The organism is Roseibium sp. JB4-4 (genome assembly GCF_055693425.1).
This window is the reverse complement of the sequence record NZ_CM146333.1, coordinates 4,326,209-4,347,024: the sequence shown is the minus strand read 5'-3', so window position 1 is coordinate 4,347,024 and position 20,816 is coordinate 4,326,209. Positions and strand designations below refer to the sequence as shown.

At 56.4% G+C, this 20,816-nt stretch carries 14 protein-coding genes and 2 pseudogenes; 7 read left to right on the top strand and 9 right to left on the bottom strand.

Annotation, left to right across the window (positions count from 1 at the left end; translation table 11 throughout):
* The first annotated feature begins 296 nt into the window (after positions 1-296).
* A complete protein-coding gene (locus ACZ1HV_RS20475) occupies positions 297-1,355 on the top strand; it encodes an NAD-dependent epimerase/dehydratase family protein (RefSeq protein ID WP_472716140.1) in 1,059 nt (352 codons plus the stop codon).
* Positions 1,356-1,392: 37 nt separating this feature from the next.
* Here ACZ1HV_RS20475 and ACZ1HV_RS20470 read toward each other — a convergent pair whose 3' ends face one another.
* Genes ACZ1HV_RS20470 through ACZ1HV_RS20450 form a run of 5 tightly spaced genes read right to left on the bottom strand, consistent with a single transcriptional unit; the run spans position 1,393 to position 5,914 of the window.
* Positions 1,393-2,082, bottom strand: a complete 690-nt coding sequence (locus ACZ1HV_RS20470; protein ID WP_298822311.1) for an ABC transporter ATP-binding protein — start codon at positions 2,080-2,082, stop codon at positions 1,393-1,395.
* A complete protein-coding gene (locus ACZ1HV_RS20465; RefSeq protein WP_298822312.1) occupies positions 2,079-2,828 on the bottom strand; it encodes an ABC transporter ATP-binding protein in 750 nt (249 codons plus the stop codon). The genes ACZ1HV_RS20470 and ACZ1HV_RS20465 overlap by 4 nt, the downstream gene beginning before the upstream one ends.
* Positions 2,821-3,804 carry a branched-chain amino acid ABC transporter permease gene (locus ACZ1HV_RS20460; RefSeq protein WP_298822313.1) on the bottom strand — a complete coding sequence of 328 codons (984 nt, stop codon included), beginning with the start codon at positions 3,802-3,804 and terminating at the stop codon, positions 2,821-2,823. The genes ACZ1HV_RS20465 and ACZ1HV_RS20460 overlap by 8 nt, the downstream gene beginning before the upstream one ends.
* Positions 3,801-4,721 carry a branched-chain amino acid ABC transporter permease gene (locus ACZ1HV_RS20455; protein WP_472716139.1) on the bottom strand — a complete coding sequence of 307 codons (921 nt, stop codon included), beginning with the start codon at positions 4,719-4,721 and terminating at the stop codon, positions 3,801-3,803. Before ACZ1HV_RS20455 ends, ACZ1HV_RS20460 begins: the two co-directional genes overlap by 4 nt.
* 56 nt (positions 4,722-4,777) lie before the next feature.
* Complete coding sequence (locus ACZ1HV_RS20450) at positions 4,778-5,914, bottom strand: ABC transporter substrate-binding protein (protein WP_298822315.1); 1,137 nt, start codon at positions 5,912-5,914, stop codon at positions 4,778-4,780.
* A 573-nt stretch (positions 5,915-6,487) separates the two neighbouring features.
* Between ACZ1HV_RS20450 and ACZ1HV_RS20445 the strand changes: the two genes are divergently transcribed.
* The 6 genes and pseudogenes from ACZ1HV_RS20445 (at position 6,488) to ACZ1HV_RS20420 (ending at position 15,842) form a co-directional block, all read left to right on the top strand.
* Positions 6,488-7,396: a type 2 periplasmic-binding domain-containing protein gene (locus tag ACZ1HV_RS20445; RefSeq protein WP_298822317.1), complete on the top strand. Its 909-nt coding sequence runs from the start codon at positions 6,488-6,490 to the stop codon at positions 7,394-7,396.
* Positions 7,397-7,524: 128 nt separating this feature from the next.
* A pseudogene (locus ACZ1HV_RS20440) lies at positions 7,525-10,856 on the top strand (transglutaminase family protein).
* An 88-nt stretch (positions 10,857-10,944) separates the two neighbouring features.
* Positions 10,945-13,350 carry a circularly permuted type 2 ATP-grasp protein gene (locus ACZ1HV_RS20435; RefSeq protein WP_472716138.1) on the top strand — a complete coding sequence of 802 codons (2,406 nt, stop codon included), beginning with the start codon at positions 10,945-10,947 and terminating at the stop codon, positions 13,348-13,350.
* 42 nt (positions 13,351-13,392) lie between these two features.
* A complete protein-coding gene (locus tag ACZ1HV_RS20430) occupies positions 13,393-14,268 on the top strand; it encodes a transglutaminase family protein (protein ID WP_472716137.1) in 876 nt (291 codons plus the stop codon).
* A 132-nt stretch (positions 14,269-14,400) separates the two neighbouring features.
* Positions 14,401-14,658, top strand: a pseudogene (locus ACZ1HV_RS20425) (peptidoglycan-binding domain-containing protein); the annotation flags it as partial.
* Positions 14,659-15,266: 608 nt separating this feature from the next.
* Positions 15,267-15,842: a S1 family peptidase gene (locus ACZ1HV_RS20420; RefSeq protein WP_472716136.1), complete on the top strand. Its 576-nt coding sequence runs from the start codon at positions 15,267-15,269 to the stop codon at positions 15,840-15,842.
* Between the two features lie 66 nt (positions 15,843-15,908).
* On the opposite strand, the gene ACZ1HV_RS20415 is transcribed toward ACZ1HV_RS20420, so the two are convergent.
* From ACZ1HV_RS20415 to ACZ1HV_RS20400, 4 genes are read right to left on the bottom strand one after another with little or no spacing between them, the layout of a single operon-like run.
* Complete coding sequence (locus ACZ1HV_RS20415; RefSeq protein WP_298822323.1) at positions 15,909-16,967, bottom strand: ABC transporter ATP-binding protein; 1,059 nt, start codon at positions 16,965-16,967, stop codon at positions 15,909-15,911.
* Between the two features lie 18 nt (positions 16,968-16,985).
* Complete coding sequence (locus tag ACZ1HV_RS20410) at positions 16,986-18,275, bottom strand: MGH1-like glycoside hydrolase domain-containing protein (RefSeq protein ID WP_298822324.1); 1,290 nt, start codon at positions 18,273-18,275, stop codon at positions 16,986-16,988.
* A 44-nt stretch (positions 18,276-18,319) separates the two neighbouring features.
* Positions 18,320-19,552, bottom strand: coding sequence for a carbohydrate ABC transporter permease (locus tag ACZ1HV_RS20405; RefSeq protein ID WP_472716135.1), 1,233 nt, complete (start codon positions 19,550-19,552; stop codon positions 18,320-18,322).
* The gene (locus ACZ1HV_RS20400; RefSeq protein ID WP_298986090.1) at positions 19,549-20,796 is read right to left on the bottom strand and encodes a sugar ABC transporter permease; all 1,248 of its coding nucleotides are present in this window, start codon (positions 20,794-20,796) and stop codon (positions 19,549-19,551) included. Before ACZ1HV_RS20400 ends, ACZ1HV_RS20405 begins: the two co-directional genes overlap by 4 nt.
* Positions 20,797-20,816 lie beyond the last annotated feature (20 nt).

Sequence of the window (20,816 nt, the reverse complement as noted above, 5' to 3'; positions counted from 1 at the left end):
GGAGCGACATGCAGTGTGGCACAAATTTGTCGGTAAATGGAGTCAAAAACAAGGTTTCGGTTCTTTCATTTGAATACACAAGCACCTTCAAATTACGCTCATTTTGCAGTGCAAACGAAAAAATTTGAAAACTCTTGTGCTGCTTTATGGATGCACGGTCGATAGTATTGGAACAATCAGCCACCGATTTGCATCGCATGGTTTGCTCCCGATACCGCACCACCTATCTTCTGTTTTAGGAGTTGCGCAAAAAAAGACCTTCCAAACCCAGCCGCGACAGGACCCGAGGCGATATCTTGACACACATACCAACCGACACCCCCGTCCTGGTGACCGGCGCGTCCGGCTATGTCGCCGGCTGGCTCGTGAAGGAGCTGCTTGAAGCCGGCGTAACGGTGCATGCCGCCGTCCGGGATCCAGATGATGCCGAAAAGCTTGCACACCTGACGGCACTCGCAGCGAATTCTCCCGGACGGATCAGGTTCTTCGGGGCAGACTTGCTGAGCCAAGGGTCCTATCAGCGGGCCATGGAAGGATGCTCAGTGGTGTTTCACACCGCATCGCCTTTCACGGTGTCTGTCAGGAACCCACAAAAAGAGCTCATCGACCCGGCAGTCAAAGGAACGCAAAATGTCCTTAGGACCGCGCACGAAACACCAGGCGTGAGCCGTGTCGTGGTTACCAGTTCCTGCGCGGCCATCTACACGGACGCCATCGACTGCGAAAAAGCCCCGGGCGGTGTTTTGACCGAAGCGATATGGAACACCACAGCTTCGTTGTCTCATCAGCCTTACAGCTATTCCAAGACACTTGCTGAAAGGGAAGCCTGGAAGCTCGCGCAAGCGCAAGACCGGTACAAACTGGTTGCCGTCAATCCGTCACTCGTCATCGGCCCGTCCCTTGCCAAGAAGCCGACGTCTGAAAGTTTCAACATCGTCCGTCAAATGGGCGATGGGACGATGAAACCGGGTGCACCAAAACTCGGGATCGGCGTCGTTGACGTCCGCGACCTCGCCAAAGCACATGTCGCAGCCGGGTTTCGATCAGACGCAGAGGGCCGTCATATCATCTCGGGTCACAACACCAACATTCTTGAACTCGGTAAGGCGCTGATCCCGAAATTTGGCAACAGCTACCCTGTCCCGCGCAACTCATTGCCGAAATGGATGGTCTGGCTGATTGGTCCGGTTATCAATGACATCTCGAGGAAGTTCATCGCCAACAATGTCAACGTCAAATGGCGGGCGGACAACTCGAAGAGCAAATCGGCACTTGGTGTTACCTATCGCCCCATGCGCGCGTCCATGGAAGACATGTTCCAGCAGATGATCGACGCAGGTGCGTTCAACAAATAGTGCATCCAATGGCAAATTGCAGTTCCACGGGCCGTGGTCAAACTCCCAGGTGCCTGTCTGCAACTTCCCGATCAAGTGCGTCAAAAGCACCTGACCAGACATCTTTGCCACGCTCCACTATCACCGCCCGGTCCGCAATCCTTGCCAGCTCCTTGAGCGACTTGTCGATGATCAGGATCGAGACACCCGTTCGATTCTTGAGGGCTTCGATCGCCGTCCAGATTTCCTGACGGACGACCGGGGCAAGGCCTTCCGTTGCCTCGTCAAGCACAAGCAGTCTCGGGTTGGTCATCAGTGCCCGGCCGATGGCAAGCATCTGTTGCTCACCTCCCGAAAGAGACGCTGCCTGTTGCCGGCGACGTTCAGCCAACCTCGGAAACAGATCGGTCACCTTGGCAAAGTCCCATTCGCCTTTGCGGCTGGCTGCAACAAGGTTTTCCTCAACGCTCAGTCCGGAAAAACATCTCCGACCTTCTGGAACAAGCCCGACACCCAGCCGCGCAATCTTGTGACTGGGCAGCCCGTTGATGCGGTTTCCGGCAAACCGGATATCACCCTGCGCCGGCAACATGCCACAGATTGTCTTCACCGTAGTGGACTTGCCCATGCCGTTTCGCCCCATGAGCGCCACAGCTTCACCTTCACTCACATCAAGCGAGACACCAAACAGGGCCTGGATAGGGCCATAGGAGGCTTCTATCTGTTCAAGGGAAAGGACCGATGTCATGCCTCGTCCCCCAAATAGGCTTCACGGACACCAGGATCGGACCGAATTTCTTCAACCGTACCGCTGGCAATGATGCTGCCATAGACCAGAACACTGATGCGATCGGCCAGCGCAAAGACAGCGTCCATGTCATGCTCAACGAGCAGGATAGGAGCTTCAGCGCGCAGGGTGTCGAGAAAACCGGTCATGCGTTTCGACCCTTCCGCACCCAGACCCGCCATGGGCTCGTCCATGACAAAGGCCTTGGGCGCAAGTGTCAGCGCGATGGCGACCTCAAGTTGCCTGCGCTGACCATGACTGAGATCAGCCGTACGCTTTTCAGCCACATCCTCAAGACCGACCCGCTCCAGTGCTATATGAGCCGTTTCCAGCAGGTCCCTGTCGGTCAGCACCGGCTGGAACAGCCGGAAGGCCTTGCCGCTCGCACCGACACATCCAAGAACGACATTTTCCAGAACCGTGTCTTCCATCGCCAATGCCGAAACCTGAAAGGTGCGTGCAAGGCCCGCCTTTGACCGTGCGTCGACAGGCTTTTGGGTAACGTCCTCGTCCAGAAGATAAATGCTGCCGAAGTCCGGTCGCACCGTTCCGCAGATCTGATGAATGAGCGTGGATTTGCCGGCACCGTTCGGCCCGATCACGGCGTGAACTTCACCTTTTCGCAGCGTCAGAGAGATGTTCTTGCTGACCTCCAGAGCCCCGTAGTTTTTGCATAGCCCCCTGGTTTCCAGAACCACATCATCCATGAGCAGTCCTCCGACCACTGACGGCCCCGATGATCCCGCCCTTGACGAAAAGCACCACAAGCAGAAGCAGGACACCCAGGTAGATATGCCAATAATCCGACAGGTCCCCCAGTACATGCTCAAGCATCACATAGACGATAGCGCCGACGACCGGACCATATAGCCTGCCGACGCCACCAAGGATTACCAGGATCATGATCTCGCCGGACATCTGCCAAGAGAACATGGCCGGGCTGACGAACCGGTTCAGATCCGCAAAAAGCGCGCCCGCAAGCCCGGTAATGGCACCTGAGATAACGAAAGCTGCAAGGCGCAGTCGAAACGGCATCATCCCGACAGCCTGAACGCGCTGTTCGGACTGACGCGCAGCGTTCAAGGCAAGGCCGAAAGGTGAGCGTGCGAGGAGCGACGCGAACAAAAGCACCAGCATCAAAAGACCGAAACAAAGTCCGTAGAACTGAATAGGTGCCAACGTGTTGAGGCCGGGGAAACCGTTTCGAAGATAGATCGAGACGCCATCTTCCCCGCCATAAGCGCTCCAGCTGATCGAGAAGAAAAAGAACATCTGCCCGAAAGCCAGGGTGATCATGATGAAATAGGCCCCGGATGTCCTGAGTGACAGCAGGCCTATCACAAAGGCCGCAAGAGATGACATCACCACAGCCACAAGCCAGATGATCGGCATGGACTTGGTGCCCTCAATCACGAATGGCCATTCGATAAATGGTGTGTAGGTCTGGGCGTGATAGGCCAAGATTCCCATGGCATAGCCGCCAAGGCCGAAGAACACTGCATGCCCGAGACTGATCAACCCGCCGAGACCAAGTGCAATATTAAGTCCGACTGCTGCCATAGCCAGAATAACCGCACGCGTCGCCAGCGTGATGGTAAAGGGCTCGTCCGCGAAAAAAGCCCAAAGCGGCACCAGCACAAGGCCGGCGACGATCAGCATATTGAAACCGTTTTCCCGGGTCATGCGCGCGCTCCGAAAAGACCCGTCGGTTTCAGGATCAGGACGGCAGCCATCAGGATGTAGATCGCCATGGAAGCCAGCGAGGCACCGACGGATGTAGCGACCGCCGGTTCCATGAACAGTTTCATCACTTCGGGCAGAAAAATTCCGCCGAGCGTATTGGTGAGCCCCACAAGAAGCGCCCCAACGAGAGCACCTTTGATGGACCCGATCCCGCCGATCACGATAACGACGAATGCCAGGATCAGCACCGGTTCGCCCATGCCCACCTGGACGGACTGAATGGCTCCCACAAGCGCACCCGCCAGTCCGGCCAGCGCCGCACCAAGGGCAAAAACAATTGTGTAGAGGCGGCCAATATCGACGCCGAGCGCAGCAATCATTTCGCGGTCATTTTCGCCCGCACGGATCTGAATGCCGATGCGCGTTCGCGAAATCAGCAAAAAAAGCCCAAGCGCAACCATCAACCCGACGGCAATCAGTGTCAGTCGGTAAAAAGGGTATTCGATACCCCCCGGCAGTGTGACCGGGCCGGACAAGGCATCCGGAACATCAAGAAACAGCGGAAAGGAACCGAACAGCCACCGCGTCCCTTCTGAAAAAATCAGGATCAAGGCAAAAGTGGCCAGCACCTGATCCAGATGGTCTTTTCCGTAAAGCCGCCGAATGACAAGAATCTCGACCAATGCTCCCGCGATGGCCGCTCCGGCGAGTGCCGCCACCAGCGCCAGCACGAAGGAACCGGTGGCTCCCGCAACAGCTGCCGCGCAAAAAGCGCCGATCATGTAGAGCGAACCATGCGCAAGGTTGATAAGCCCCATCACACCGAAAATCAGCGTCAGACCGGCAGCCATTAAAAACAGCATGACACCGAACTGCAGGCCGTTCAAAACCTGCTCTATGAGTAATAACAGTGACATGAAAATCCCGATAGAACGGCCGGCGCAATCCGCGCGCCGGCCAGAGTTGAATTCGGTTACATCTTACACTCGGCCGCATAAGCATCGGCACGGTCAGTCATGGCAGTGGCAATGATCTTGTTGGTGTAGACATCGCCTTCCTTGATCACTTCGCGGACAAAAATATCCTGCACGGGATGATGGTTCGGTCCGAACTCGAAGTCGCCCCGGGTCGAGCTGAAGTCGGCTGCTTTAAGCGCAGCACGGAAGGCATCCGCATCGTTTACGTCTGCTGAACCCATTGCAGACAAAAGCAGATTTGCCGTATCGAAACCCTGGGAAGCGTAGAGCGACGGCAACCGGCCATATTCGGCCTGGAAGCTCTCAACAAAAGCCTTGTTGGTTTCGTTGTCGATGTCCTTGTTCCATTGGCTGGTGTTCTTCACACCCAGTGCAGCATCGCCAACGGCTTGAAGAATACCCTGATCAAACGAGAAGGCCGGCCCGACGACCGGCAGGTCGACGCCGCTGTCGGCATATTGTTTGAGGAAGGAAATGCCCATTCCACCAGGCAGGAAGAAAAAGACACTGTCCGCATCAGAAGCGCGGATCTGCGCAAGTTCTGCTGCATAGTCGGTCTGGCCAAGCTTGGTATAGATCTCGCCGGCAAGCTCACCATCGTAAAAACGCTTGTAACCGGTCAAGGCGTCCTTGCCCGCCGGATAGTTCGGCGCAAGAATGAAGCTCTTCTTGTAGCCGGTTTCCTTGGCATACGCGCCGGCAGCTTCGTGCAGGTTGTCGTTCTGCCAGGCCACATTGAAATAGTTCGGATGGCAGCCCTTGCCGGCAAGCGCGGATGGACCCGCATTGGGCGACAAGTAGAATTTTCCTTGTGCGGTAACCGCAGGCACCACCGCCATCGCAAGGTTCGACCAGATAATCCCGGTCAACACGTCGACCTTTTCCGACTGAACAAGCTTGTCAGCAAGCTGCACGGCGATATCCGGTTTGCGCTGGTCGTCTTCAATGATGACTTCGATATTCTCGTTGCCGGCCTGTTTGACCGCCAGCATGAAACCATCGCGCACATCAATGCCAAGACCTGCGCCTCCTCCTGAAAGCGTGGTGATCATGCCGACTTTTAAAGGTTCGGCATTCGCAGACACCACACCGAGTGCCAGCGCGGCACTCGCTGCAAGGCTAAAGAATTTCATCTGTCTCTCCTGTTGGTTCCAGTGTTCCCGATTTCTGGATGGGCTATTGTTGTTGTCGCCCTTTACTCAAACAGACTTGTGTTTTTTCGCAAGGCCGATAGCGTCGTAATAAAGCACCTTTCGGACCGTATGTTCCACATATTGCACGCGATTTTCTGTTTTCGCGAAGCATTTGAGCTCACATGTCCGGGTTCATCTGATCGCAAACCTTGCCTGACACGCAATTGAAGCCTAGTCAGACAGAAAATAAATTTCAAGCATGAAATATTAAACCTTAAAGAAGATTGTTCCTCGAAGTTGAGCTCTGTTTGCGAACAGGCCGACGATCCGGCTCAAATCAGCCGCCACGTTCCCTTTTTCAGACCGCGCATCTGTCATCCTGAACAAGCGTTGCGTTTGCAGGGTTTCATCAAGATCGAGAAATGAAGGGAAAACTGTTGCGCTCAGTGCAAAACTCTTTGTTGCTTCAGAGGCCTCCAAGGCGTGGAAACACTGGAACTGTCTCTCGGTCAATCACGAACGATGGTGTAAGATACAGTGACCTTTTTCGTCTGGAAGTGCAGGATTTTGATCATGCGAACTGCGTATTTGAGAATTGCACTCGCAAATATCGCGGTACTTGTTTCCGGTGTGCTCGGCCTTGCTCACGCAGGAACTTCAGAAGTTATTACAATCAAGCCTTACGGTCAGGACGATCAGCGATATCGCTACGCTCAAATTCTCCTGGAAATGTCCCTTGAGAAAGCCGGACAAACCGCTCGCGTTCGACAAATGGACACGGAGCTCTCCCGGGACAGGTTACTGCCAGAGCTGATCGACGGCGAAATTATTCACGTTGTTGCAGAGGCCCCGAAGCCGGGCTGGGAAGAAAACCTTCTGACAATCAGAATTCCCATAAGAAAGGGAATACAAGGCCATCGGCTGTTCCTCATCAACAAACAGGATCAACCCGCGATCTCGCAGGTTGAAACACTTGAAGACCTTCGCGCTTTTCCGACAGGTTCGGGCACGCAGTGGTCAACACGCCGGGTCATGGAAGACGCAGGTTTTCAGGTTGTCACGGCACCCGAATACAAGACACTCTTCGATATGCTGAAACTCCAGCGCTTCACGACATTCGGCCGCGGACTCAATGAAATTTTTCAGGAACAACAGGTCTTCAGCAAGACCAACCCCAACCTGGTCATTGAAGAAACGCTCTGTCTGTTCATTCCCTTGCCAACCTACTTTTTTGTCAGCCCCAAACATCCCGAGCTCGCTCAACAGATCGAAGCGGGACTGAGACAGATGATTTCGGACGGTAGTTTCGACAAGCACTTTCTGGATTTTCACGGAAACGATATTGCGCTGGCAAAACTGGAAAGCAGGAAGATTTTTTCAATCGCCAATCCGAACCTCAGCCCATTGACCCCGCTCGATGACAAATCGCTATGGCTCGACCCGCGCAATCTGAGTGGCAAAGGATCTGATTCAGACAGCTGATCGCAATCGGCCGGACACCCATGGCCAGGTGGCAACACTTTTATCTGCCTACAGTTTGACGTGGTACGGGGCGCAGAACTGTGAAACGCTAGCGCGACCTACAAGCTCGTCCTGACCAGGGTCCGTTCATGTCAATCAAAGCAAGCATTTATCATCTTACCCATTACCGATATGACCGTCCGGTCACGTTGAGCCCTCAGATCATTCGCCTAAGACCTGCTCCTCACAGCCGTACCAGGGTGCTTTCTCATTCGCTGAAAGTTTCCCCAGCCGATCATTTCGTCAATCATCAGCAAGATCCCTACGGCAACTGGCTAGCCCGATTTGTGTTTCCCGAGCCCGTTCGTGAATTCAAGATTGAGGTGGACCTTGTCGCGGACATGACCGTCTACAATCCTTTTGATTTCTTCGTTGAAGAACGTGCGGAGGAATGGCCGTTCGACTATCCCGAAGAGCTTCGCGAAGATCTCCTGATCTACACGCGCCCCGATCCGGCAGGTCCGCGTTTGGCGGAATTCTTGGCGTCCATACCGAGAGAAAAAGAACGCACGGTCGATTTTGTCGTCGGGCTGAACGCGCGGGTTTCAGAAGAGGTCGGATATGTCATCCGAATGGAACCGGGCGTTCAAACACCTGAAGAGACATTCAACAAAGGTACGGGCTCATGCCGGGATTCAAGTTGGCTTCTGGTTCAGACCTTGCGCCACCTTGGCTTTGCCGCCCGCTTTGTTTCAGGATATCTCATTCAGTTGAAGCCGGATCTGGAGGCCCTCGACGGGCCATCGGGAACGGATCATGATTTCACCGACCTTCACGCCTGGACTGAAGTCTACCTGCCCGGTGCCGGCTGGATCGGACTGGACCCGACATCCGGGCTTTTGACAGGCGAAAGCCACATCCCGCTTGCTGCAACGCCGCACTATACGAATGCAGCGCCGATCGTCGGCATGGCCAGCGATGCGAATGTCGACTTTGCCTTCGACATGAAGATCGCGCGGGTTGCCGAACATCCGCGCATTACAAAACCCTTTTCAGACGAAGCCTGGAACGCCCTCAACACTCTGGGAGAAGATGTCGATCGTATCCTCAAACAGGAGGACGTTCGCCTGACAATGGGCGGCGAACCCACATTTGTCTCAATCGACGATTTTGAATCCGACGAATGGAACACGGACGCGGTCGGTCCGGCCAAACGCGACCGGGCTGATGTTCTGATCCGCCGCCTGCGCGAACGGTTTGCCCCGGGCGGATTTCTTCACTACGGACAGGGCAAATGGTACCCGGGTGAAACGCTCCCCCGCTGGACGTTTTCCCTCTACTGGCGGCGAGACGAGAAGCCGATCTGGCAGAACCCTGAGCTGATCGCCGACGAAGGTCAGGAGACCGGCGCAGATGCGGGAAAAGCTGAAGCATTGATGCAGCGGATTGCGGAAAGTCTGGAAATCGAACCCAGCTATGTTGTTCCCGCATTTGAAGACCCGGCGGTCTGGCTGGTCAAGGAAGCTGGCCTTCCCGTAAATGTCACCACGGACAACTCGGAACTGGAAGACGCAGAGGCGCGCCATCGCATCGCGCGCGTGTTTGACCGAGGCCTGGCAACGCCGTCCGGTTACGTTCTTCCCGTACAGCGCTGGCAATCGAAAGCGGCAGGGAACGGGTGGCGCTCAGAACGCTGGAACCTCAGGCGTGACGCCCTGTTCCTCGTTCCGGGTGACAGTCCGGTCGGGTATCGAATTCCACTTGAATCCCTGCCTCATGTTCCCCCGGCCCAATATCCCTACACAAACATCATGGACCCGACGTTGCCACGGGAGCCCTTGCCCGACTTTCCTGTCGGAAAGCGGGGTGACAGACCTCAGGGAGTTGCGCATTTCACGGCAGGCGGCGCACAGCAAGACCGGCGCGAGCAGCAACTGACAAATGACGAGTTGGGCGAGGCCGCCGTGCGGACGGCACTGTCGGTAGAGCCGCGCGACGGCAGGCTCTGCGTCTTCATGCCACCGGTCGAACGTCTTGAGGACTACCTGGAACTTGTCTCGGCGGCGGAAACTGCCGCTACCGATATGAATTTGCCAGTTCACATCGAGGGCTACCCCCTCCAACCGACCCCCGCATGAATGTCATCCGCGTTGCCCCAGACCCGGGCGTCGTGGAAGTGAATATTCATCCGGCCACGAGCTGGAAGGACTGCGTCGCCATAACCGAAGGCGTCTATGACGACGCCCGCCAGTCTCGCCTTGGCGCTGAAAAATTCATGATCGACGGCAAACACACCGGCACCGGTGGAGGCAATCACGTTGTTGTCGGGGGTGCAACGCCGCTGGACAGCCCTTTCCTGAGGCGCCCGGATCTGCTGCGCAGCCTGATCTTGCACTGGCAAAGACGGCCGAGCCTGTCTTATTTGTTTTCCGGCCTGTTCATCGGCCCGACTTCGCAGGCACCACGGGTCGACGAAGCTCGTCACGACGGCTTGTATGAACTGGAAGTGGCCCTGTCACAGATCCACAGCCCGGACGAGGGTGCCGCACCTTTCCCATGGCTGGTTGACAGGTTGTTGCGAAACCTTCTTGTCGACGTCACCGGCAACACGCACAGAGCCGAGATATGCATCGACAAGCTCTATTCGCCGGATGGTCCGACCGGACGTCTTGGACTGGTGGAGTTTCGCGGGTTCGAAATGCCGCCCGACCCGCGAATGAGCCTTGCACAGCAGTTGCTTCTGCGCGCCCTGATAGCCCGCCTCTGGCAGCATCCCTTGTCAGGCAATCTGACCCGTTGGGGAACAGCTCTGCACGATCGGTTCATGCTGCCGCACTATGTCTGGACTGATTTCCTTGAAGTCCTGAAGGACCTGGAACATCACGGATTTCCGATGCGGCCCGAATGGTTCGAGGCACAGGCTGAATTCCGCTTTCCATTCTGTGGTGAAATCGAGGTGGAAGGCGTGCATCTTGAGTTAAGACAGGCCCTGGAACCCTGGCACGTGCTCGGCGAGACAGGCGCGATTGGCGGGACAGTCAGATACACGGACAGTTCGACCGAGCGTCTGCAGGTCAAGTTGACGACCAGTGACCCGGACCGTTACACCGTGACATGCAATCGCCGGATGATGCCGCTGCAAAAAACGGAAACGAATGGCGTTTCCGTCGCAGGTGTACGCTACAAGGCCTGGCAGCCTTCCATGGCCCTGCATCCGGTGCATCCCGTTGATGCGCCCCTGACATTCGACATTTTCGATACGTGGAGCGGACGCGCTCTGGGCGGCTGCGTTTATCACGTCGCACATCCCGGTGGGCGCAACTACGATACGTTCCCGGTCAACGGCAACGAGGCCGAGGCGAGACGACTGTCCCGCTTCGAAGCTCATGGCCACACACCTGGCCTGTATGTGCCAACAGCCGAGCATCCACATCCGGAGTTTCCGTTGACCCTAGACCTGCGCAGGCCTCAAAATGTATAAGGGCGATCCGCGTTCATCGAAAAGTGCTTGAATACGGATAGGGTTATGTCAGCGGGCCGAATGTCGGCTTCGGCTCAGGAACACGTAGATGAGTCTTGACGAAAACGCAGAGATTGGAGCGCCTGGATATGCCTTGTTGAAGGCATACCGGCCCTTTCCGGGCGTTTCGGATGAGCTTTTGAACCCTCAAGGAAACGTCCGTCCCGTCTGGCGGCCCTTCTTAAACCATCTGTCTTCGCTCACATCGGAAGAGATCAGCGACCGCTTTGCCAGGGGTAACCAGTATCTGAATGATGCCGGGGTCTATTTCCGTCAATACGGCCAGGAAGGCGCCAACGAGCGGGAATGGCCGCTCAGCCATATTCCTGTCGTCATAAGCGAAGACGATTGGCAAGTGATTGCCGAAGGCCTCGTGCAGCGGGCGGAACTCCTGGAGCAGGTAGTCGCAGATCTCTATGGCGATAACCGACTTGTCAGCGAAGGCTTCCTGCCCGCCAATCTTATTGCCAAAAGCCCGGAATGGCAGCGCCCTCTTGTCGGGATCAAGCCCAGCTCGGGACACTTCCTGCATTTTCTATCCTTTGAAATCGGCCGCGGTCCGGACGGCACCTGGTGGGTACTTTCCGATCGTGCGCAGGCCCCCTCAGGAGCCGGATTCGCGCTGGAAAATCGTGTCGCGACCGGCAGGGTATTCAACGAATTCTTTGCCAAGGCCAACGTCCATCGACTGGCAGGCTTTTTCAGGCGGTTCAGAGACCATTTGGTGGACTTGCGCGATGAAAGCGACAGTCGGGTTTCGATCCTTACGCCGGGCCCATTGAACGATACGTATTTCGAACATGCCTATATTGCCAGATACCTCGGTTTCATGCTGTTGGAAGGCGAAGATCTCACGGTTGAAAACGAACGCCTGATGGTAAGAACCGTCGCGGGTCTCAGACCGGTTAGTGTTCTTTGGCGCAGATTGGACGCGGCCTGGTCCGATCCGATGGAGCTGAACGAAAACTCCCATATCGGAACGCCAGGTCTGGTCGAAGCCGTCCGTCGCGGCTCCGTCACAATGGTCAATGCACTCGGCACAGGCATTTTGGAAACCAGGGCTCTGCTCGCTTTTTTGCCGCGTGTCAGCAAGCACCTACTGGGCGAGACCCTGAAACTGCCGAATGTCGCGACCTGGTGGTGCGGCGAAGCGGCGACACGCTCTTATGTGAAAGAGCATGCTGACAGTATGATGTTCAGCCCAGCACTTTCAACGGCTCTGCCCTTTGCGTCTGCGCAGACCGATTTTATCGGCAAAGACTTCCACAAGTTCCACCAGGGAATGCTCGAGACCTGGATCGACAATAAGAGCGACACGCTAATTGCCCAGGAAGCCGTCACGCTTTCCACGACCCCTGCCTACTTCGAAGAGCAACTTGTACCCAGGCCGATGAGCCTGCGCGTTTTTCTGGCAAGAACCGCGAAGGGCTGGGAGGTCATGAGCGGAGGCTTTGCCCGCATAGGCCGGACGGAAGATGCCAGCGCGATTGCCATGCAAGCCGGCGGCTCAACGGCGGATGTCTGGATCGTTGGCGGCAAAAAGCCTGCGAAAGACACTTTGCTGCACCAGACTGAATCACCCTATTTCAAATCTCAACCAGGGGCGTTGCCATCGCGGGCGGCCGACAATCTGTTCTGGTTGGGCCGTTATGTGGAACGGGCTGAAGGCGCGGTCCGCCTTCTGCGTGCCTATCATGCGCGATTGATGGAAACGGCCGATCCCGATGCCCCACTGGTCTCCCAGACAGCGGACTATCTGAAAAAAATAGGCGTTGCATCTGAAGATCCGGTACCAGACGCGCTGATCGCAATGCTGCAATCGGCCGTCTCGAGTGCCGGCAAGGTCCGCGACCGTTTCTCGGTCGATGGATGGCTCGCCTTGAACGATCTGGCCCAAACCGCAAACGGTGCCAAGCGCGCGATGCGCCACAATAGCGATATCCCACGCGCTATGGGTCTGCTTCTGCGTAAGATCACTGGATTTTCCGGCCTCGTCCATGAAAATATGTACCGCTTCACGGGTTGGAGGTTCCTGAGCATAGGCAGGGCACTTGAACGCGCTCATCGGATGACGGACCTCCTGTCCGTTTTCACCGAACCGGATGCTCCGGAAGGCTCATTGGAACTGCTGTTGGAGGTCGGCGACAGCGCAATGTCGATGAGCCGCCGCTACGCGGTGTCGCTCAGCAAGGCGACGGTGCTGGATCTTTTGGCGATGGACGGGAAGAACCCCAGAGCGGTGCTTTATCAACTTACGGACATAAAAAACCACATAGACGACCTGCCTGGCGAGACGGAGCACGGGCATCTGTCCGATCTTGCCCGCTCGGTACTGCAGATTCACACCAGTCTTGCCATTGCGACGCCCGAAACGCTAAATCCGGCAGTGCTTAGCGAGCTGCGTGACCAGATTTCTTACCTCTCCGTGGAACTGACTGATGCCTATATCCGTTAGCACCGGGGCATTGCACAAAACTCCTTCCAAGTGAGGTCAAGCGTGCTCTACGATGTCGCCCTGGAAATCACTTATGACTACGCCAGTCCGGCAAATTCGGGTCGTCATGCGCTGCGCTTGATGCCCGCGACGATCCCCGGCGAACAAAGACTGATCTCCGGCCAGATTCAATTGGCCCCAGGTCCCACGGAGCGTCACGATCGCACCGACTTCTACGGCAATGCGGTCACCGACGTGGCCTACCGCAAGACCCATAGCGAACTGACCTTCAAGCTCAGAGCGCGGATCGACCGCACCGCCTTTGCCGAGCAATTTGATATCTCTCCACCACTATGCAATCTCGACAGAGAACTGGTGGCGATTCAGTCTCTCCAACCAGAGGCCCCTGTACATTTCACGTCAGCCTCTCCGCGATTGCCGCTGGATCCGGTCTTTGCGGCTTATGCTGAAGCGCATGCGAACCCGAACATGAGCGCAATTGCTGCGGTTGAAGCCATTGGCAAAGCATTGCACAGGGAGATGCGCTTCGATGCGGACGCGACCACGGTGGACACTCCGGCTCTTGAAGCCTTCGAGCGTCGGCACGGTGTTTGCCAGGACTATTCACATATCATGATCGCCTGCCTCAGGAGCATCGGCATTCCGGCAGGATATGTCAGCGGGTTTTTGAGAACGATCCCACCGGAAGGCCAGCCCCGCCTTGAAGGCGCTGATGCGATGCATGCATGGGTGCGGGCATGGTGTGGAATTGAGGTCGGCTGGATCGAGTACGATCCCACCAATGCAACACGTGTGGGTCAGGATCACATCGTTGTCGCCAGAGGACGTGACTACGGTGATGCCGCGCCGGTCAAGGGTGTGCTGCGTACAGCCGGGTCGCAAACGACCGATCACAAGGTGGATGTCATCCCGCGCTGAAACTTCAAAACATGAAGCCGGAGTAAACACAGCGCGATAATCGAAAGATATCCCCCAAAGAGCGCCTGGCGCCTGTTCCAATGTCACGGGTTTTGATAAAGTCTGTTCAGCGACCATTGGGCCGGGAGCTGCATGATGCGTGCATTGATCTGTGCAATTGCCTTTCTCGTTTTATCTATCGGCAACGTACAGGCCGACTACGACCAGTCGAAAGACTGGTTTAATTCCCTCAGTCGAAACGAGCGCATTCGCCTGCAGTTCCTGTTGGTTTTTACTGGAGACTACGCGGCCATTGTCGACGGTGCCTTCGGGCCCAAGACCTATGGCGCGCTTATGGAATTTCAAAGAAACCGGGAATTTCGCCGGGACGGGGTCCTGGACACTGAGGAACTACAAATTCTTCACCGGGATGGACTGGATCTGGTCAAACGCGTCGGCTTCAGAACCCGGAACGATCCGACCGCTGGTATCACACTCGGCATTCCCGCCAGTTTGTTCGGGCCTCCCAAGAAATCCGAGCGCGGCCACCTCTGGCGCGCTTTTGACGACAGCATCGAATTGGAGACGCTGCGCGTTGACGGTCAAAAATCCGACTATGAAGCCCTCTATCGGCGCCTGACCTCGACAGACGATGGCAGGGAGATTGAAAGCAAGCAGTTCCGCAATGACTTCTTTGTCGTGTCGGGCACCCAAAACGGGCGCGACTTTTACCTACGCATGATGAGAACCGGTGCGGACAGCCGCGGCTTCTCGCTTTTCTGGCAGCCCAAACATGCGGTGTTCATGGATCGGGTCGCCGTTGCAATGTCCAATAGCCTGACTTTCTACGACCGCTCGGCGACTGGCCGGATGGATGCAGTGACTTCAGCTCCTGCCATTGACAACGCACCGGATGCCGAAAAACGGTTGGGTGAACTGGCAGCTGGAAACAAAACTGCGACAACAGGCGAAACCGGTTCGTCGACCGGTTCGGGCTTTTTATCTCGCCCGATGGGCACGTGGGAACAAATGCCCATGTCGTCGGCAACTGCGACAATCTTGAGGTCGCAGGATACGGCGCAGCAGCAATGGTTGCTTCCGACACGACCAATGACCTCGCAATCATTCAGCTCGACAGCAAAAAAGCCGACCACTTTGCTCAGTTCCGGGCCAGGCAGCCTATCGTTCGTGGCGAGGAGGTGTTTGTTCTGGGGTATCCGTTCGCACAGATCCTGGACAACAATTTGAACTTCACCTACGGCATCGTCTCTTCGCTTGCCGGTGTTCAGGGCGACATCCGCCACTTCATGGTGTCCGCGCCCGTACAGCCGGGGAACTCCGGCGGACCGGTTCTCGATCGGACGGGATCCGTCATCGGAACCGTGCTCTCACGGCTAGACAAGTTGAAGACTCTCAGGGTCGCAGGCGACCTTCCGGAAAATATCAATTTCGCCATTCGCGGCCGCTTGATGGCCGAGTTCATGGAAAACCTTGGCCTTGCGCCGTCTTACAACACCATGACCAGCATCATGACCCCGACCGCAATAGACCAGGAAGCTGCCCGCTACACAGTTCAGATCCTGTGCAGGAACTGAAACTCCGGCTCTACCGACAGCCTCAATCCTCAAGCAGTGTCACAGGCTTCGCCGAAGCTGATCGAGTTAACGAACAGCCTGATCCTTGTTGTCGAAAAAATGCATCCGGCTCTCATCGAAACGAAGGCCGACACGGGAGCCTTCTTCCACCTGATCGCTTCCACTGATCCGCACCAGAACAGTCTCAAGCCCGTCAAGCGCCACATAGAGGAAGGTGTCGGCACCGAGATATTCAGCAACTTCAACCGTACCTGTGCAGTGCCCTTCATCGGTCGCAACGATGCTCATATGTTCCGGGCGGATGCCAAGTTTGACAGGTCTCTGGGGCTTGCCCTGATGCGGGTAGTGTCCCCCTCCGTGGCCTTGAAGCGAGAACTGATCTCCTTCGACTGAACATGGCAGCACATTCATTTTCGGCGAGCCGATAAACTGGGCCACGAACAGATTGTCCGGGCGTTCATAAAGTTCGCGCGGCGAACCCACCTGTTCGATACGTCCGGCTTGCAAAACAACGATCTTGTCCGCCAGCGTCATGGCTTCGACCTGATCATGCGTCACATAGATCATCGTGGTGCCGAGGCTCTTGTGAAGCCTTGCGACCTCGAAACGCATTTCGACCCGCAGTGCTGCGTCAAGGTTGGAGAGCGGTTCATCAAAGAGGAACGCGCTCGGTTCACGCACGATGGCACGGCCAATGGCAACGCGCTGACGCTGGCCACCGGAAAGCGCCTTTGGCCGGCGATCAAGATATTCGTCGAGCTTGAGCACATCGGCCGCAGCATTGACCTTTTTATCGATTTCGTCCTTGGGCAGTCCTGCCGTTTTCAGACCGAAACCGACGTTCTCCCGCACCGACATATGCGGATAGAGCGCATAGGACTGGAACACCATGGACAGGCCACGGCCAGACGGAGGCAGCGCAGTGACGTCCTTGCCGTCAATCTCTATGTCTCCCCGGCTGGTTTCCTCCAGTCCGGAGATCAACCGCAGCAATGTCGATTTACCGCAGCCGGACGGACCGACAAAAATCACGAATTCACCGTCCTGGATATCCAGATCGATACCCTTGATGACCTGAAGACTGCCGAACCACTTTTCGACCTTGTTGAGCTGGATCGCTCCCATGACATTAAACCCCGCTCGTTAAGCTGCCTGTTTTTGGTGTGAGGGCGATGCCCAGGTAAGCCAGATGGCCGCCGTCCATGAGAAGGTCCCTCCTCCGGCACCGGCACCGTTTTCCGGGCTGAAATACTCGGCAAAACCGCCTGTCGCGATCAGGTCGGCAGTGTCCTGACGCAACCTGCCGGCGCGCTCACTGTCACCTGCCTCCGCAAACCCTCTTGCGATCATGTAGTTGATCATGGCCCAGACCGGGCCGCGCCAATATCGCAACGGCTCATAGGTCCTGTGGTCGGGATCGTAGGATGGCATCAGATAGCGGACTTTCGAGGCGATACGATCGAAATGGCCCTGAAGCGACGTCAACGTCGCTTGATCCGCAAGGCCCGCGTACGGAGCAAGGAAGGACGCACTGGAAATGCCGTCGGTTTGCCGTCCGGTTCGTTCGTTGAGGGCCACATGAGCCTTCAGTTCTTCGTTCCAGAGCGTTTTGGCTCCAGCTTCCATCTTGAGAATCCAGCCCCGGATCTCTTCAGCGTCGGCATCCAAACCTAGTCTTTCCGCTAGGATCAGGAGATCACGGTTGGCACGCAGGAAAATAAAGGTCACGCCGGGATCTGCCACAAAGAAGGGACAGGTTTCGGCAACTTTCTGAGGGTCCCATCCCACATTCCGGCAGGCCGCCATGATGCTCAGGTAGCGATCATAGTCTTCCTTGTGCGGACGCATCGCCGGATCCACGTGGGATGTGTCCTTGCGCTCGTAAGGTCCAATATCCTTGACCTCGACCGCACGCAACGCTTCGTCCCAATCCGGCAGGTTGTCACGGCCCGACTCCCAGGGATGGATGACCGCGAGAACGCCGAGGTTCTTGGGATCCCGATAAGCAAGATACCAGCGATGCCAGTTCATCAGTTGCGGCATCAGCTTTGCTGCCCGTTCGAGAGCCTTGCCTGAGCCATCCGCATCAACCAGATCTTTGATCACGGTCGCGGCGACCGGCGGCTGAGAGTGCCCGGAACTCGGGATCGGTCCGCCGTCGGTTCCCCAGACAGATGGACCGGGGAAGTAACTCGGATCGTCCTTTCGGAATAGGATGTGCGGAACCATGCCGTCACGCCATTGTCCCTCGAACAGCATTTCGATTTCGCGCCAAGCGCGGCTTTGATCGAAAGTGGCAAAGCCCAGCGCAACAAAGACGGAGTCCCAGTTCCATTGATAGGGATAGAGCCCCTTGGTCGGGATTGTATAACCGCCCTGATCATTCTCAATCAGGATAGTCCGGGCGGCTTTGTCTAGATCTGCGTTTGACACAGGTAACTCCTATGGGCCTCTCACGAGCCCTTTTGAATATTCCACTAACCCTTCACACTGCCGGCCGTAAGGCCCTGCACGAGGAAGCGTTCGAACCAGAGGAAGATAAACAGAACCGGCACGGTCGCGATCACAGCGCCCGCCATCAGGTGTTGGCGTGGCACCTCTGACGAATTCAGAGAGACCACCCCACGAGACAGGGTGAAGATGTCCGGATCATCCAGGAACATGAATGCAAAGAGGAATTCATTCCAGGCAATCATGAAGACGTAGAGCGACACGGACGCCAACGCCGGCAATGAAAGCGGCAGGGTGATTTTCAGGATCACGCCGATCCGCGAAAGACCATCCATGAGACCGGCTTCTTCAAGTTCGGACGGCAACCCGCGAAAGTAACCCTGCAGCATATATAGTGCGACCGGGATGGTTGTTGCCGGATAGACGATCAGAAGTCCGGTCAACGTGTTGCGAAGACCAAGCTGCGAAAAGACTGCATAGAGCGGGATCACGAGAACGATCGCCGGGACCATGTATATGAGCAGCACGGATCGCGCGAGGAATGCCTGTCCCGGGAACCGGAGCCTTGAGACCGCATAGGCCCCAGGCACGGAGAAAGCGAGGGTCAGAACCACCGTCGCAATCGACACGAAGGTCGACACCAGCAAGTAACGGCCAAAGTTGAACTCTGTGAACAGTTCCACATAGGAGCGGAACAGACCGTAAAGACCTTGCGAAAAGTCGATGGACAGATCGAGCGGATTGGCGAGCAAGGTCTGTTGGCTTTTCAGAGACGTCATCACCATCACATAGAACGGCAGAGCGACGACGATGGTGAACAGCACGAAGCCGATACCCTTGGCGATGCATATGTAGACAACCTCACGCTCGTAGCGGGTCATCGCACCGAGGGATGCGCCGGAGAGCGACAAGTGGTTGGCACTGGTGACACCAAAGATAAAGGCGATCAGTGCAAGACCCTGCCACACGGGCTCCTTGTTGAGCGGAAGCCCGAAGGGCGCCGCAAAAGTCGCGGCCATCAGCACAAGAAAGAGAATCGAAGCGGACAGCGCCCAGGCCGGAAGACCACCAGCTGCCGTTGAAGACTGCCGCCACACAAAGATGAGTGAACTCAACGACCCGGCAACAGCAGCGGCGGTTGCCTGTGGCAGAGCCACTTCGCCGGTGATCAGCGTCAGTGTCACACCGATCACCACCATTGCGGTCACGCCCCAGATCAGGCCTGTAATGGCCGTGAGCAATACACTTCCCGGTCTCATAGGCCTTCCTCCTTCGGTGAGAAGCGGATGAACAAGGTGGCAAAGGTGACAAGCACCACAAAGACGACCACCGCAACGGCAGCACCTGCCCCGAGATTGGAGAGCGCGAAACCTTGTTCATAGACATCGACCGTCAAAGTCCGCGTACCCGCGTTGCCGCCGGTCAGCAGGAAAATGTCGTCGAACTTGTTGAACGTCCAAATGAAACGCAGCAGGAACAGGACGGACAAAATGCCCATCAGTTGCGGCAAGGACAGGTACCAGAACTGCTGCAGTGGTGTGGCGCCATCCATCTCGGCGGCTTCATACATGTCCGTATTGATCGACTGCATGCGCGCAAGAATGAACAGGAACGACAGTGGAAAATACCGCCAGGCCTCGAATGCGATCACGGTTGTCAGAGCCAGCGGGAACTCCATCTGGATGCCGAATATCGAGTATTCGATCGCGCGCTGGCCGAAGAAATTGATCGGGTCGGAGACGACGCCCATCTTTGTTAGAAGCGCGTTGACGGTCCCCGAGAATGGGTCGAATAGCACCACCCATGTAAAGGCAACGGCGATCACTGGTGAAACATACGGAAAGAGAAACAGGCCGCGCATGAAACCGCGCCCGACAAACACCGTATTGAGCAATTGTGCTGCGAAGAGACCAAGCACAAGCGCACCGCCAGTGCCGAAAATCGTGTAGTAGAACGTCACCCGGAGAACCGACCAGAATTCATCGGCGCTGAAAATTCTTTGGAAGTTTTCGAACGTGAAATCGAAATTGGTGAGCACGTTGTTGGCGTCACCGGATACTTCAGGCTCGCTCGCACGCTCCGGACGATTGGCTGACAGGAAAGCCTCGGTGACCGTTCCCTCTAGGCGAAGCCGTTCGCTCCAGCCAGGTTCAACCGTGCCAATGGTGCAAGTCAAAGCACGCCCATCGAGTGCGCAAACATCCGGCACGACAGCGACATTGAACCCGGCCGGCACCTGATCCTTCACGACAACATTCCGGATTTCCTCGGTCCGGGACGAATTCCGGAGCCTGTATTCCAGCGTTGCTTCGTCACCGTCTGCCGCGGGGCGACCGCGGACACGCTCGTTGACGAGGACGGTCGGGGGCCTCAGATCGGCAAGCTGGACAGGTTTCACACTTATCCAGAAATTGGCCAGAAGAGGACCGGCAACGATCATCAGGATGATGGCAAAAGTCGGTGCCAACATCAGATAGGCCAGCCACATTTCGCGGCGCTGCATGGGTCCGATCCCTTTTGGGG

Bases quoted from the DNA above. Each gene is read 5' to 3' on its own strand.
- ACZ1HV_RS20470 (WP_298822311.1), bottom strand. From the start codon at position 2,082: ATGACATCGGTCCTTTCCCTTGAACAGATAGAAGCCTCCTATGGCCCT.
- ACZ1HV_RS20465 (WP_298822312.1), bottom strand. From the start codon at position 2,828: ATGGATGATGTGGTTCTGGAAACCAGGGGGCTATGCAAAAACTACGGG.
- ACZ1HV_RS20460 (WP_298822313.1), bottom strand. From the start codon at position 3,804: ATGACCCGGGAAAACGGTTTCAATATGCTGATCGTCGCCGGCCTTGTG.
- ACZ1HV_RS20455 (WP_472716139.1), bottom strand. From the start codon at position 4,721: ATGTCACTGTTATTACTCATAGAGCAGGTTTTGAACGGCCTGCAGTTC.
- ACZ1HV_RS20450 (WP_298822315.1), bottom strand. From the start codon at position 5,914: ATGAAATTCTTTAGCCTTGCAGCGAGTGCCGCGCTGGCACTCGGTGTG.
- ACZ1HV_RS20445 (WP_298822317.1), top strand. From the start codon at position 6,488: ATGCGAACTGCGTATTTGAGAATTGCACTCGCAAATATCGCGGTACTT.
- ACZ1HV_RS20435 (WP_472716138.1), top strand. From the start codon at position 10,945: ATGAGTCTTGACGAAAACGCAGAGATTGGAGCGCCTGGATATGCCTTG.
- ACZ1HV_RS20415 (WP_298822323.1), bottom strand. From the start codon at position 16,967: ATGGGAGCGATCCAGCTCAACAAGGTCGAAAAGTGGTTCGGCAGTCTT.
- ACZ1HV_RS20405 (WP_472716135.1), bottom strand. From the start codon at position 19,552: ATGAGACCGGGAAGTGTATTGCTCACGGCCATTACAGGCCTGATCTGG.
- ACZ1HV_RS20400 (WP_298986090.1), bottom strand. From the start codon at position 20,796: ATGCAGCGCCGCGAAATGTGGCTGGCCTATCTGATGTTGGCACCGACT.